Annotated in this window: 14 protein-coding genes; 6 read left to right on the top strand and 8 right to left on the bottom strand. The window is 72.4% G+C overall.

The genetic code is table 11. The annotated features are described in order from the left end of the window. Positions 1-5: 5 nt before the first annotated feature. Complete coding sequence (locus H4W80_RS58215) at positions 6-473, bottom strand: hypothetical protein (protein WP_192792863.1); 468 nt, start codon at positions 471-473, stop codon at positions 6-8. Positions 474-475: 2 nt separating this feature from the next. Then, entirely contained in the window at positions 476-1,279 is an 804-nt protein-coding gene (locus H4W80_RS58210) for an SAM-dependent methyltransferase (protein ID WP_192792862.1), read from the bottom strand. Positions 1,280-1,555: 276 nt separating this feature from the next. Between H4W80_RS58210 and H4W80_RS58205 the strand changes: the two genes are divergently transcribed. Both H4W80_RS58205 and H4W80_RS58200 read left to right on the top strand, forming a co-directional pair. Beyond that, the gene (locus H4W80_RS58205; RefSeq protein WP_192792861.1) at positions 1,556-2,398 is read left to right on the top strand and encodes a PP2C family protein-serine/threonine phosphatase; all 843 of its coding nucleotides are present in this window, start codon (positions 1,556-1,558) and stop codon (positions 2,396-2,398) included. Positions 2,399-2,431: 33 nt separating this feature from the next. Continuing rightward, complete coding sequence (locus tag H4W80_RS58200; RefSeq protein WP_192792860.1) at positions 2,432-3,298, top strand: aldo/keto reductase; 867 nt, start codon at positions 2,432-2,434, stop codon at positions 3,296-3,298. On the opposite strand, the gene H4W80_RS58195 is transcribed toward H4W80_RS58200, so the two are convergent. From H4W80_RS58195 to H4W80_RS58180, 4 genes are read right to left on the bottom strand one after another with little or no spacing between them, the layout of a single operon-like run. Then, positions 3,267-4,064, bottom strand: a complete 798-nt coding sequence (locus H4W80_RS58195; RefSeq protein ID WP_192792859.1) for an IclR family transcriptional regulator — start codon at positions 4,062-4,064, stop codon at positions 3,267-3,269. The two genes, H4W80_RS58200 and H4W80_RS58195, sit on opposite strands and share 32 nt — an antisense overlap. Positions 4,065-4,078: 14 nt before the next feature. Next, the gene (locus H4W80_RS58190) at positions 4,079-5,026 is read right to left on the bottom strand and encodes a PDR/VanB family oxidoreductase (protein WP_192792858.1); all 948 of its coding nucleotides are present in this window, start codon (positions 5,024-5,026) and stop codon (positions 4,079-4,081) included. Further along, positions 5,023-5,307, bottom strand: coding sequence for a hypothetical protein (locus tag H4W80_RS58185; RefSeq protein ID WP_192794461.1), 285 nt, complete (start codon positions 5,305-5,307; stop codon positions 5,023-5,025). Before H4W80_RS58185 ends, H4W80_RS58190 begins: the two co-directional genes overlap by 4 nt. Before the next feature lie 5 nt (positions 5,308-5,312). Beyond that, positions 5,313-6,365, bottom strand: coding sequence for a Rieske 2Fe-2S domain-containing protein (locus H4W80_RS58180; RefSeq protein WP_192792857.1), 1,053 nt, complete (start codon positions 6,363-6,365; stop codon positions 5,313-5,315). A 269-nt stretch (positions 6,366-6,634) separates the two neighbouring features. Between H4W80_RS58180 and H4W80_RS58175 the strand changes: the two genes are divergently transcribed. From H4W80_RS58175 to H4W80_RS58165, 3 genes are all read left to right on the top strand, one after another. After that, positions 6,635-7,750: a glycoside hydrolase family 53 protein gene (locus tag H4W80_RS58175; RefSeq protein ID WP_192792856.1), complete on the top strand. Its 1,116-nt coding sequence runs from the start codon at positions 6,635-6,637 to the stop codon at positions 7,748-7,750. A 122-nt stretch (positions 7,751-7,872) separates the two neighbouring features. Further along, complete coding sequence (locus H4W80_RS58170; RefSeq protein WP_225964277.1) at positions 7,873-8,868, top strand: pyridoxamine 5'-phosphate oxidase family protein; 996 nt, start codon at positions 7,873-7,875, stop codon at positions 8,866-8,868. A 193-nt stretch (positions 8,869-9,061) separates the two neighbouring features. After that, the gene (locus H4W80_RS58165; RefSeq protein WP_192792855.1) at positions 9,062-10,726 is read left to right on the top strand and encodes a VanW family protein; all 1,665 of its coding nucleotides are present in this window, start codon (positions 9,062-9,064) and stop codon (positions 10,724-10,726) included. Between the two features lie 39 nt (positions 10,727-10,765). On the opposite strand, the gene H4W80_RS58160 is transcribed toward H4W80_RS58165, so the two are convergent. Continuing rightward, a complete protein-coding gene (locus H4W80_RS58160; protein ID WP_192792854.1) occupies positions 10,766-11,575 on the bottom strand; it encodes an isocitrate lyase/PEP mutase family protein in 810 nt (269 codons plus the stop codon). Between the two features lie 239 nt (positions 11,576-11,814). Further along, positions 11,815-12,411 (bottom strand): DUF305 domain-containing protein, encoded by a 597-nt coding sequence (locus H4W80_RS58155; protein WP_192792853.1) that lies wholly within the window; start codon positions 12,409-12,411, stop codon positions 11,815-11,817. A gap of 206 nt (positions 12,412-12,617) precedes the next feature. On the opposite strand from H4W80_RS58155, the gene H4W80_RS58150 reads away from it, so the two are divergent. After that, a complete protein-coding gene (locus H4W80_RS58150; RefSeq protein WP_192792852.1) occupies positions 12,618-12,890 on the top strand; it encodes a GlsB/YeaQ/YmgE family stress response membrane protein in 273 nt (90 codons plus the stop codon). The last annotated feature ends 17 nt before the right edge of the window (positions 12,891-12,907 follow it).

Here is a 12,907-nt window from a genome sequence, read left to right as displayed (position 1 = left end):
CGCTCTCAGCCGCCGGGCCCGGTACGCGGGCCGGGCAGATCGCCGCGCTCCACCGGGGCCGGCGGCGAGGGAGCGGGCGGGCCCGTTCCGGTCGCCGGGCGGGCGCCCTGGGCGGCCTGCTTCAGCACCGCCCGGTCCACCTGGCCGACCGGGCAGATCAGCCGGATGTGGTGGTCCTTGCGCACGGCGACGTACTCCTGGTGGCCGTCGTTCACGGCGTACCAGCCGCCGCCGTCGCGCTCGTACGTGCCCGTGGGGACGTACGGCCCGCGGTCGATCCGCAGCTCCACCCGCTCGCCGCCGGGCGAGGTGTAGACCGCGCCGAAACCGTCGTCGTTGATCACGCCGACCGACTGCTCGGCCACTTCGTACCCGGGCAGGTCCACCACGTACACCAGCTCAGGAGCCGCGCCCTGCCGCCGGGCCCGGTCCAGGGCCGCCCGGCTCGGCCCGGCGCCCCGGCGGGAGGCCACGATCAGGGCTTGCGGGCGATGCCGCCGAACATGAGGCGCTGGCCCACCGTCAGCTCCTCGGGGACGGCCGCCTCCGGCCGCCACAACGGCAGCGGCACGACGCCCGGCTCCACCAGCTCGAACCCCTGGAAGAAGCCGGTGATCTCCTCTACGGTGCGGAACCGGCCGGTGCCGAGGAGCGCGAGGTACTGCTTCTCCGCGTCGCGGGACTCCTGGCTCGAGTCGCAGAAGTGGGTGATGAACAGGTAGCTGCCCGGCGGGACGGCGGCCATGTACGCGTCGACGATCCCCTGCGGGTCCTCGTCGTCGTGCAGGTGGTGCAGGATGCCGACCAGCATCACGCCGACCGGGCGGTCGAAGTCGATGAGCCGCTGGACGGCCTCGTCGCCGAGGATCGCCGCCGGGTCGCGCAGGTCCGAGGTGACCACCGCGGTGCGCTCGTTCTCGGCCAGGAGCGCCCTGCCGTGGGCCAGCACCATCGGGTCGTTGTCGACGTAGACCACGCGGGCCTCCGGGTCCGCGCGCTGCGCGACCTGGTGGGTGTTCTCCACGGTCGGCAGCCCCGAGCCGAGGTCGATGAACTGCGTGATGCCCTGGTCGATCATGAAACGGACGCCGCGGTCCAGGATCTGGCGGTTGTAGGCCGCCACGTCGTAGATCTCCGGGATGACCTTGACGATCTCCGCGACGAAAGCGCGATCGACCTCGAAGTTGTCCTTGCCGTGCAGGACGACGTCATAGGCCCTGGCGATGCTGGGCCTGGTCGTGTCGATCGCGCTCTTCCACTCATCCGACTTCTCGCCCACAGGTGCCCTTCCTCACGGAGTCGATCATCAGGATCATAGGGCGGATGCGCCCTGACAAATGCGCTTATCGCCGTAATGTCGCCAGCCGTCTGCTTCGCCGCGCGGCACGCCGTACGCGCCGCGGCCCTGGAAGACGGCCTCGGCCCGGCCTCCCGGTCTAAGCTGATCGCGGCGGTGAGCGAGCTGGCCCGCGACTGCTACGGACACGGAGGCGACAGGGGGGCTGGTGGTCGAGCAGCGCGTACCGCCGTCCCGGCATGGACGGGGGGCGGTGTGATGTCCGTCCCCGATGAGCCGCTGCGGCGGATCCGCAAGCTGGAGGGCGAGCTGGCCGACGCCCGGCAGGACGTGCTGGCCCTGGTCGCGGAGCTGGAGGAGCGCGACGTACGGCTCAGGCGGGCCCACCGGGCGATCTTCCGCGAGCTGGAGGACGCCCTGCGCCCGCCGATCCCGCACGTGGAGCAGGCCCGGCTGGCGGTCTACTACTCCTCCTCCGAGGACGACGCGCCGACCGGCGGCGACCTCTACGACGTGGTGATCATGCCGGGCGGCGAGCTGCACGTCGTCGTGGTGGACGCGGCCGGCCACGGCGTGGCGAGCACCCGGGCCGCGCTCAACATCATCCACGCCGTCCGCGTGCTCTCCCTGGCCGGGCTGCCGCTGGAGAACGTCGTGGAGCGCGCCGCGGCCATCCTGCAGCCGGTCTATCCCGATCTGGCGGGCACCGTGCTGGTCGCCCGCTTCGACCCCCGTACCGGAGTGCTCCGGGTGGCCACCGGCGGCCATCCGCCACCGCTGATCGTGGCGCCCGGCGAGCCGGCGACGTACCTGGAGGCGTGGGGGCGCGGCCTCGGCTACCCGGATCCGGGCAGCGACCACGTGGCCGAGCGGCGGCTGGGGCCCGGCACGCTGGTGCTGTTCTACACCGACGGGCTGGTGGAGGCCCGGCGCGACCTCAACGCGGGGCTGGACGAGCTGGCCGAGCTGGCGGGCCGGCACCGGGACCTGCCGGTGGACGAGCTGACCGACACCCTCGTACGGGTGATGCGCCGCGAGGTGCTGCACAGCGACGACACCCTGCTGCTGGCCATGCGCTGGACGCCGGCGCGGGAAAGTTGACCTGGAGTGCGCTCCAGCGGGCAGGGTGGACCCATGCACAACGCCACGCGAACGCGCACCATCGGAAACCGCCAGGTCGGGGCCGTCGGGCTCGGCGCCATGCCCATGTCGGTGGCCGGGCACATGCCCGACGAGGACCAGTCGCTCCGCACCCTTCTCGCGGCCCTGGACGCCGGTGTCACGCTGATCGACACGGCGGACGCCTACACACCTTCGCACGACGACGTCGGCCACAACGAGCGCCTGGTCGCCCGCGCCCTGGCCCGCTGGGGCGGCGACGCCGACACGGTGCTGGTCGCGACCAAGGGCGGCCACACCCGCACGCCCGGCGGCGGCTGGTCCGTGAACGGCGACCCGTCCTACCTCAAGGAGGCCTGCGAGCGCTCGCTCAAGGCCCTCGGCGTGGAGAGCATCGGCCTCTACCAGCACCACCGGCCCGACCCGAAGGTGCCGTACGCGGAGACCATCGGCGCGCTGAAGGACCTGCACGACGCCGGCAAGATCCAGATGGCCGGCATCTCGAACGCCGACCCCGAGCAGATCAGGCTCGCCCACGACATCCTGGGTGAGCGCCTGGTGAGCGTGCAGAACGAGTATTCTCCGCGCTTCCGCTCCAGCGAGCCCGAGATCGACGTCTGCGCCGAGCTGGGCCTGGCGTTCCTGCCCTGGTCGCCGCTGGGCGGCATCGGCCGTACCGGGGAGCTGAGCCAGCGGGACGCCTTCATCGAGATCGCCGAGGCGCGCGGCGTGTCCCCCCAGCGGGTCTGCCTCGCCTGGGAGCTGGCCCGCAGTCCGGTCGTCATCCCCATCCCCGGGGCGAGCCGGCCGGAGTCGATCGTCGACTCCGTCGGCGCGGCCGACCTGGAGCTCAGCGAGGAGGAGCTGGCCCGCCTCGGCTGACCGGCGGGAGCGCGCGGGAGATGGCGCGGGCGCTGGTGCGCAGGAGTGGGGCGAGCGCCTGGGGCGACGTGCTGCCGTGGTGGACCACGAGGGACACCGCGGCCACGACCTCGCCCCGGGCGTCGTGGATCGGCGCCGCGACCGACAGGGCGTCCATGGTGACCTGCCGGTCGCTGACGGCGTAGCCGCGGGCGCGGGTGTCGGCGAGCGCGGCCCGGATCTGCCGCGGGGTGGTCATGGTCCGTTCGGTGTAGCGGGTCATGGGGCCGGCCACGACCTGCTCCTGCACCTCGGCGGGCGCGTACGCGAGCAGCACGAGCCCGACGCCCGTGGCCGTGAGCGCGAAGCGGCCGCCGACCCGGGTCAGCACGGGGACGGCCTTGCTCCCGGCGATCCGTTCGACGAACACCACCTCGGTGCCCGCCCGGACGGCCAGCTGCACGTTCTCGCGGGTGACCTGGGACAGGTCCTCCAGGTACGGCAGCGCGGCCTCGCGCAGGCCCAGCCCGCGGGGTGCGAGCGAGCCGATCTCCCACAGGCGCAGGCCGATGTGGTAGCACCCGGCCGGATCCCGTTCGAGCGCGCCCCAGGCCAGCAGCTCCGCGGCCAGCCGGTGCACCGTGGAGACCGGCAGGCGGGCGTGCCGGGACAGCTCGCTGAGGGTGAGCGAGCGCCGGTCGGGCGTGAACGCGCCGAGGATCTGCAGCGCGCGGGCCACGACCGGGCCGGTGCGTTCGGCCGTTTGCCTGGGGGCTGGGATCTGCATCGGCGGCTCCCTGGTCAGAGTTCGAGGACCAGCTTGGGGCAGGCGGCGCGGGAGACGCAGACGAACATGGTGTCGTTCACCGCCCGCTCCTCCGAGGTGAGGAGGGAGTCGCGGTGGTCGACCGCGCCGGCCAGCACCGCGGTCTCGCAGGTGCCGCAGGTCCCCTCATGGCACGAGGATAGGACCTGAACGCCGGCCTCCAGCACGACGTCGAGGATCGAGCGGTCCGGGGGCACGGTGAGGGTGACGCCGGTGACGGCCAGTTCGACCTCGAACGACTCCGCCCGTACGGGATCGGCCGCCTCTTTGGGCTCGAAGCGCTCCACGTGCAGCGTGCCGGGCGGCCGGTCCGCGCAGCGGCGCTCGACGGCCGCCAGCAGCGGGGCGGGGCCGCAGCAGTACACGAGGGTGCCGGGCGTGGCCCGCGCCAGGAGGGCGTCGAGGTCGAGCAGGCCGTGCTCGTCCTGCGGGCGCAGCTCCACCCGATCCGCGTACGCGGCTTCGAGGTCGCGGGCGAACGCCATCGAGGCCGCCGTACGGCCGCCGTAAGCCAGGTGCCACCGGGCGCCCGCCGCGTCGGCGGCCCGCACCATCGGCAGGATGGGCGTGATGCCGATGCCCCCGGCGACGAACAGGTAGCGGGGCGCCGGATGGAGCGGGAAGTGGTTGCGCGGGCCTCGGGCGAGGACCGCCGTGCCCGGGTGGAGGTCCTCGTGCACGTACGCCGAGCCGCCCCGGCCGTCCGGCTCGCGCAGCACGGCCACGCGCCAGGTCGTGCGGTCGGCCGGGTCGCCGCACAGCGAGTACTGGCGGACGCGGTCGCCGCCGAGCACCAGGTCGATGTGCGCGCCGGGCTCCCACGCGGGCAGCTCGGCGCCTGCCGGGTCGCGCAGGTCGAGGGCGACGACCCCGTCGGCGACCGGCTCGCGAGCCCGCACGACCAGCTTGCGCTCCGTGCTCATCGGACGGCTCCCGTCCCCGGCAGGGCATCAGTGGGCGGCGCCGGGTCGGTGGGGGGCGCCGGGTGGATGGCGGCGTCCGCGCTTGCCGTCCCGGCGGGAAGGCCGGGGGGTGTCGGGTCGGTGGGGGTGTCGTGGCCGGCCGGGTGGCCGAGGAGCCATTCCCAGACCTCGACGGGCCCTTCTGCGACGTGTACGGCGCCGCAGTGGCACGTGCCCCGGAGCAGGTCGCTCCCCGGCAGCCACACCACGCGGAGCAGCGCGGGCCCGCGTCCGGGCTCCATGCCCGTCACGCCTGCCGGGCCGGGGCGCCCTGCCCCGCCAGTCCGGCCAGCATGCGCCGCGCCGCCAGCCCGCCCGTGTCGATGTTGATCGACAGCTCCTGGTAGCCCGCCGGCTCGGTCGCGATCACCCGTTCCAGCACGTCGAGCGCGGCCACGTCCTGCAGCACGACCGTGCGGTTCTGCTCGGCCAGGAAGTCGGACACGCCCTGGTCGTCCAGGGCGAAGTCGCGGGCCACCGCCCAGAAGTCGTGCGTGGAGTGCTCGGTCTCGGGCGTGATCGCGTACACGACCTCGACGTGGAAGGCGTCCGGGTCGCCGCCGTCGGCGCCGGGCAGCACGCCGAGCGGGGCGATGCGCGAGTGCAGCTTGTACAGGCACGGCGGGGTGTACTCGATGTCCTGCCAGCGCATGATGCGGCCGGTCAGCCCGGTGGACTTGGCGTAGAACGGCGGGCATTCGGCGTCGTCCATGTGGCGGCTGACGTGGACGATCCCGGCCTCCTCGTCCACCGTGGTGGTGATCGGGGTGGCGGCCACCTCGGGGGTGCCGATGTACCCGCCGTGCAGGTACGTCTCGTGCGACAGGTCCATGAGGTTGTCCACCAGCAGCCCGAACCGCGCCTGGAGCGGCTCCATGCCCGACACCGTCGTGTACGCGGGCGAGTCCAGCCAGGGCGCGCGCGGGATGCGGGCCGCGTCGGCCAGGGCCGGGTCGCCGATCCAGACCCAGACGAAGGAGTCCAGCTCGACGACCGGGTAGCTCTTCAGCCGCGCGGTGCGCGGCACCCTGGTCTGGCCGGGGACGGCGACGCAGCCGCCGTCGGCGCCGTAGGTGAAGCCGTGGTAGCCGCAGACCACCTGGTCCTCGACGAGCCGGCTGGGCGGCTGCGACAGCGGGAAGCGGCGGTGCACGCACCGGTCGGACATGGCGGTGACGGTCCCGGCGCGGGTGCGCCAGAACAGGATGGACTCGCCGCATATGGTGCGGGTGAACAGCTCCTGGCCGATCTCTCGCCCGTATGCGGCGACGTACCACTGATCGCGGGGGATGCTCGACACGGCGACTCCTTCGTGGTGCGGCGGCCGGTGGGAACGATGGTGGCTCGGCCGCCCTGACCGCGGAACAACGATTCCCGGATGCCGGAAAACTCGCTCTTCCCGAGTGCCGGATTCTTCTTTATCCTCATGCTCAAGCAGTCTGTGAACGTTCACAGTATGCATAAGGCCGATTTCGCCCTCCAAAGGCGCATTTTTCGGGTAGCTCGTCGCCACATGCGTCCGTGAACGTGCACACAGTCCGGATTTCGGCTCTATCAACGGGACCGACCATGACCACGTACCACTTACGAAAGATCCGGGTCACCCTCCTGCTGACACTCGCGGCGCTGATCGCCCTCGCGCCGGCGACGCCCGCCCAGGCCGCCACGCTGAGCATGCGCGGCGCCGACGTCTCCTCGCTCCAGCGGAGCCTGGACCTGGGGGCCAAGTACTACAACGCCTCCGGGACGGCCGCCGACCCGCTGGACATCCTCATCGGCGCCGGAGTCAACTACGCCCGGCTGCGCATCTGGAACAACCCGGCGAGCGGCTACAACAACAAGGCGAAGGTGCTGGCCTACGCCAGGACGGTCAAGGCCAAGGGCCTCGGTCTGATGATCGACTTCCACTACTCGGACACGTGGGCCGACCCGGGCAAGCAGTTCAAGCCGGCGGCCTGGGCCAGTCACGGCATCGCCCAGCTCCAGACGGACGTCTACAACTACACGTACGACATCTGCACCAGCCTCAAGGCGCAGGGCACCACCCCGGACAGCGTGCAGATCGGCAACGAGATCAACGTCGGCATGCTCTGGAACGACGGCAAGGTCGTCAACAACGACTTCACCAACCTCAGCCTGCTGCTGAAAGCCGGTTACAACGCGACCAAGGCGTGCAACAGCGGCACCCAGGTGATCATCCACACCGCGGACGCCGACAGCCTCGCGAACGCCCGCTGGTTCTACGACGGCATCCGCGCCAAGGGCGTGCCGTGGGACATCACCGCCCTGTCGTACTACTGCATGTGGCACGGCTCGCTGTCCACCCTGTCCAGCGTGATCAGCGACACGCGGACCCGTTACGGCAAGCCCGTCATCGTGGCGGAGACCGCCTACCCGTTCACCGCGAACAACGCCGACAGCGAGCCGAACGCGATCAACGGCTCGGCGCCGTGCTCCGGCTACCCGGCCACCTGGGCGGGACAGGCGAGCAACTTCACCGCCGTCCAGAACACCGCGCGCGGCGCGGGGGCGATCGGCGTCTTCTACTGGGAGCCGACCTGGTACGCCATCCAGGGCAACGGCTGGGACCCGGCCAACATCAACGGCACCGGCGACCAGTGGGACAACATGGCCACCTTCAACTGGACCGGCGGCGTCAACCCCGGCATCAGATGGACCCCCTAGCCTGACCCGCTCCCCGGCTCGACGGCGTCGGGCCGGGGTCCAAGACGTCCGCAAGTGCGCGCCAAGAGGTTCAGCAGGAGCCTTCCGCACACTGTCTCCGGAGGACGGAAGGGAGACAGGCGATGATCAGAGGCTTCACGACCACAGCCGCCGAGGGCGGCGTCCTGCCGGCGGAGGTGCGGCAGGTGTTCGAGCGCGCGTCCGTGTGCGAGTACACCTCGCTGACCCGGGCCGGCCGCCCGGTGACCTGGCCGGTCACGCCGTACGTCGGCGAGGGCGGGACGCTCGACGTCACGACCGGCCTGTCCTACCCCGACAAGGCCGAACGCGCCCGCCGCGACCCGCGGGTGGCGCTGCTGTACTCCGACCCGGCGGGGAGCGGCCTCAACCGGCCGCCCGTGGTGCTCGTCCAGGGGCGGGCCGCCGTACGCGACGCCGACCTGCAGGCCAACACCGACCGGTACGTCCGCGAGGCCCTGGCCAAGGCCGGGAGCGGGCTCGCCGGCGCGCCGCTGTTCCTGCTCAGGGGGCTGACCTGGTATTTCGCCCGCGTCTACGTGGAGGTGACCCCCGAGCGCGTCACCTGGTGGCCGGAGGGCGACCTGTCCGCCGCGCCCCGCGCCTGGACCTGCCCAAGCGGGACGACGTTCGCCCGGTCCGACCTGGCGCCGTCGGGGCCCCGGCTGCCGAGCCGGTCGGCGCCGCCGGTGGACTGGCGGCCCTACGCCGCGCGGGCGATGGGGCTGGGCGCCCCCGTCGTGTCGATGGTGGCCGGCGGCCTGCCGGTGACGGTGCGTGCCCGCTCGGTCGTCCGGACCGGGCGCGGGTTCGACGTGCTGCTGCCCGCCGGGGTGACGGGTGCGCCGGGGCCGGTGTGCCTGACGTTCCACCGGTCCTCGGGGACCGGAGGGCAGCAGAACGTCGTGCTGCTGGGATCGACGACGGGCTCGGGCGACCTGTTGGAGGTCGAGGTGGAGCGGGCGCTGAACGACTGGAGCCTGGCCGGCGGTCCGGTGGGCCGTACGTGGTCGTTCCTGCGGCACGCGAAGGAGCTGCGCAGGCGGGTCAGGGCGGAGGCCGCCCGCCGTGACCAGCCGGTCCCCGTCGTCCGGCGGTGACGTTCCTACTACATCTGCTAGTACACTCCGTCACTATGCGCGACCCCCGGGCATCATCGCAGGTCAGGTCGGCGGAGAACTCTGAACGGGTCGCCAGCCGTATCCAAGACCAAATGGACATCACAGTTACCGGCTCCGGGACCCTCCCGGCCGGCGGCCCGCACCCGGGCCTCATGCACACCCGGGCGCCGTCGTGAGCGCCCCTCGCTCGCGGCGCGTGCTCATCGTCACCGCCGCCGTCGTCCTGGTCGCGGTGCTCGGCTACGCCGTGCCCGCCATCGCGCTCTCCGGCAAGGTCCCCCCGGGCACGCGCGTGGACGGCGTGGACATCGGCGGGCTGGCGCCCGAGAGCGCCCGCTCCCACCTCGACCGGCAGCTGGCCCAGCGCGTACGGCGGCCGATGATGCTGGTCGCGGGCGGCAAGCGGGTCCAGCTCTCCCCCGCCGAGCTGGGGCTCGACTTCGACGCCCGGGCCACCGTCGAGGCCGCGATGGCCGGGGCCGCCACCCCCGCCGGCATCGTCCGCTCCCTCTTCGGCAGCCGGCAGCTCCCGCCCCGGGTCATCGTGGACGAGCAGCGCCTGGCCACCGGGCTCGCCGGCCTGGCCAAGAGCGTGGACACCAAGCCGGTGCAGGGCGGCGTCCGCTACCAGGGGCTGGAGCCGCGCGCGGTCCTGCCCAAGCCCGGACGCGCGCTGGACCGCGACGCGGCGGCCCAGGCGGTGCGGGCGGCCTTCGCGGCCGGGCGCGACTCCGTCGAGCTGAAGCTCCAGGTGGCGCCTCCCGCCCTCACCGCCGCCCAGGTCAAGGAGGTCGCCACCTCCACGGCGCGCACCGCGGTGGCCTCCCCGCTCACGCTGGCCAGCGGCGGCAAGCAGGCCACCGTGTCCAGGGAGCAGCTGGCCGCCGGTCTCCGCTTCGTCGCCGACGGCAAGGGCGGCCTGCGCCCGTCGTACGACGCCGGGAAGATCGCCGCGGACATGGCCAAGTCGCTGCTGATCACGCCGCCCAAGGACGCCTCCTTCACGATCGTCAAGGGCAAGCCGAAGGTCGTCCCCTCCAAGACCGGCCACGGCGCCGACATCAAGGCGCTCGGCCCGGCCATCGCCGGGGCCGTGGCGGCGGGCAGCCGCCGCGTCGACCTGCCCGCCACGGCGCGGCAGCCCCGGGTGACCACCGCCGAGGCGGCCGAGCTCGGCGTCAAGGAGCAGGTCAGCTCGTTCACCACGCAGTATCCGTGCTGCGCGCCCCGCGTGACCAACATCCACACCATCGCCGACATCGTGGACGGCTACGTGGTGCAGCCCGGGGAGACGTTCTCCCTCAACGACGTGGTCGGCAAGCGCGACAAGGCCCGCGGCTTCGTCGAAGCGCCGATGATCCTCAACAACCGGTTCGTCAACGACGTCGGCGGCGGGGTCTCCCAGTTCGCCACCACCATGTTCAACGCCGTCTTCTTCGGCGGCTTCCAGGACGTCCAGCACCGGGCCCACCAGTACTACATCACCCGCTACCCGGCGGGGCGCGAGTCCACGGTCTCCTATCCCCAGCCGGACTTCCGCTGGCGCAACGACTCCCGCTACGGCGTCCTGATCAAGACCTCGTACACGAGCACCTCGGTCACCGTGCAGTTCTGGAGCACCAAGCGCTACGAGATCGAGTCGCAGAGCTCGGACCGCTACAACGTCAAGCCCGTCGAGACCATCACCGAGAAGGGGGAGGACTGCATCCCGATGGGCGGCTCGGAGGGCTTCGCCATCGACGTGTGGCGCATCTTCAAGAAGGACGGCAAGGTCGTGCGCAAGCAGCGCTTCCACACCGTCTACGACCCCGAACCCCGCCTCACCTGCGAGAAGTGACGCTCAGGCCGCGACGCCGGCGGGCCGGGGAGGTCGTCGTCATCGGCGGAGAAGGGCGTTGAGGCCGCCGTAGTCGAGGCCGTCGGCGAGCGTCGCGTACGTGCCGCCCCCGAGCAGTTCGGCCGCCGCCCGCGCGGCGCACGCGTAGGCGGCCTGGGCGATCGCCGAGCCGACGCTGACCCGCGCGACCCCGGCCGCCGCCAGCCGCTCCACCGGCGGGGCGCCGGGCCCGGCCATCACGTTCAGCGGCAGCGGCCCGGCGGCCAGGCGGGCGATGGCGTCCAGGTCCAGCAGGCCCGGCACGAACAGCCCGTCGGCCCCGGCCTCGGCGTAGACCCGCGCCCGCTCCTCGACCTCGGCGATCCGGTCCCCCGGCACGCCGGCCAGGTAGACGTCGGTGCGGGCGTTGACGAACAGCTCGACCCCCGCGGCGTCGGCCGCCGCCCGCGCCGCGGCGATGCGCCGGGCCTGGTCCGCGGGTGACAGCAGCGGCGCGCCGTCGAGACCGGGGGAATCCTCGAGGTTGACGCCGACCGCGCCCGCCTCGATCACCGCGCGCACGGTGCCCGCGACGTCGCCGTACCCGCCCTCGATGTCGGCGGTGACCGGCACCGTCACGGCCGCCACGATGGCGGAGACGGCGGCCACCATGCGCTGCCTGCCGAGCCCTTCCGCGTCCGGCGCCCCGTTGGCCCAGGACACGCCGGCGCTCGTCGTCGCGATCGCCCGCGCGCCCGCGGCCTCGATCAGGGCGGCGGAGGCGGCGTCCCAGGCGTTGGGCAGCACGAGGACGGTGCCCTGGTGCAGGTCTCTGAACCGGGCGGCCTGCGTGAGCGTGGTCGGCGTCATGCGGATCTCCTCAAGAAGGCGTGGTGCGTCTACGGACACCAAAGGATCTTCCGCACCGCAGCCTCAGGTCCGGCCATATCCGGACATCCCGCCGTGACCGCGCTGCTGAGGTCTGCGATCTCACAACAGTCAGGGCGCGACCGACGGGAGACTCCCCCGTCGCGCGCCCCGAACGGCGTCCCCGCCCGGACGCGAGGCCGGTCACCCCCGTGACCTCCCGCCCGGCCGGGACCCTCGCGTCATGGAATCCGGGCGAGGAGCTTCTTCATCTGCGCCACCTGGGCCTGCTGTTCCTTCATGATCCGGTCGGCCAGCTTCTTGGCCTTCGAGTTCTGCCCCTGCTTCCGCTCGACCCGCGCCATCGCGATCGCCTCCTCGTGATGATCGATCATCATCGTGAGGAACCCCTTGTCGAAGGCCGGGCCCCGGGAGTCCAGCAGCGTCTTGACGTTCGCGTCGGCTATGCCGGTCGGCCGGTCGTTCCCCGCCTCGCTGATCGGCGTGGTCCTGCCCCACTCCTTCAACCAGCCCTGCAGGGTCTCGATCTGCGGCTGCTCCCCGGACTTGATCTTCTCCGCCAGTTCTTTGGTCTCCTCGTACGTCGCCCGCCCCGTGGCCAGCTCAGCCATCTCGATGGCTTCCTGGTGGTGCGCGATCATCATCTGCGCGAACATCACGTCGGCCTCGTCGAAAGCGGGTTTCGACTGAGCGCTCGCCGTCGCGACCGGCGCGGCTCCGGACATCATGGTCGTGTCCCGCCGCGCCGGACTACTGCCGCAGGCGGCGAGGACGAACGCCCCCACCGCCAAGGACGTGGCCAGTGAGACGCCGTGCACTGCCGCTGATTTTGTGGTCATCGCCGCTGAACCCCCCGATTTCAGCAAGCCAGCCCAAGCCGTCTACGCGGGGCTGACCTGGCCATATGTTCCCCGGGAGCGCCCGTTGCTACCGTGTCTCATGTGGGCGAGCGCCAACAGGAACCAGCCCTGGAGCGCGTTCGTTGTGCGGGGCAGAGGGACCACCGAGCGTCGGGGAGTTCAGCATGGCGATCACCGGCATCATTTCAGGACTCATCATCGGCATCGTGATCGGCGCCCTCGGGCGGCTGGTCATCCCGGGGCGGCAGCGCATCCCCATCTGGCTCACGATCGTGATCGGCGTCGTCGCGGCGCTCATCGGCACCGCGATCGCCGGCGTTCTGGGCGTCGCCGACACCAGGGGCATCGACTGGATCGAGCTCGCCATCCAGGTCGCCCTGGCGGCCCTCGGCGTCTCGCTGACGGTCGGCCTCTACGGCGGCAAGCGGCGAGGGTAGCGGCGGCGGCCGCCCCC

It is taken from the genome of Nonomuraea angiospora, assembly GCF_014873145.1.
GTDB lineage: Bacteria > Actinomycetota > Actinomycetes > Streptosporangiales > Streptosporangiaceae > Nonomuraea > Nonomuraea angiospora.
This window is presented reverse-complemented; position numbering and strand designations above follow the sequence as displayed.

Bases quoted from the DNA above. Each gene is read 5' to 3' on its own strand.
- H4W80_RS58200 (WP_192792860.1), top strand. From the start codon at position 2,432: ATGCACAACGCCACGCGAACGCGCACCATCGGAAACCGCCAGGTCGGG.
- H4W80_RS58190 (WP_192792858.1), bottom strand. From the start codon at position 5,026: ATGAGCACGGAGCGCAAGCTGGTCGTGCGGGCTCGCGAGCCGGTCGCC.
- H4W80_RS58150 (WP_192792852.1), top strand. From the start codon at position 12,618: ATGGCGATCACCGGCATCATTTCAGGACTCATCATCGGCATCGTGATC.
- H4W80_RS58175 (WP_192792856.1), top strand. From the start codon at position 6,635: ATGACCACGTACCACTTACGAAAGATCCGGGTCACCCTCCTGCTGACA.
- H4W80_RS58160 (WP_192792854.1), bottom strand. From the start codon at position 11,575: ATGACGCCGACCACGCTCACGCAGGCCGCCCGGTTCAGAGACCTGCAC.
- H4W80_RS58170 (WP_225964277.1), top strand. From the start codon at position 7,873: ATGATCAGAGGCTTCACGACCACAGCCGCCGAGGGCGGCGTCCTGCCG.
- H4W80_RS58205 (WP_192792861.1), top strand. From the start codon at position 1,556: ATGTCCGTCCCCGATGAGCCGCTGCGGCGGATCCGCAAGCTGGAGGGC.
- H4W80_RS58195 (WP_192792859.1), bottom strand. From the start codon at position 4,064: ATGCAGATCCCAGCCCCCAGGCAAACGGCCGAACGCACCGGCCCGGTC.
- H4W80_RS58185 (WP_192794461.1), bottom strand. From the start codon at position 5,307: ATGGAGCCCGGACGCGGGCCCGCGCTGCTCCGCGTGGTGTGGCTGCCG.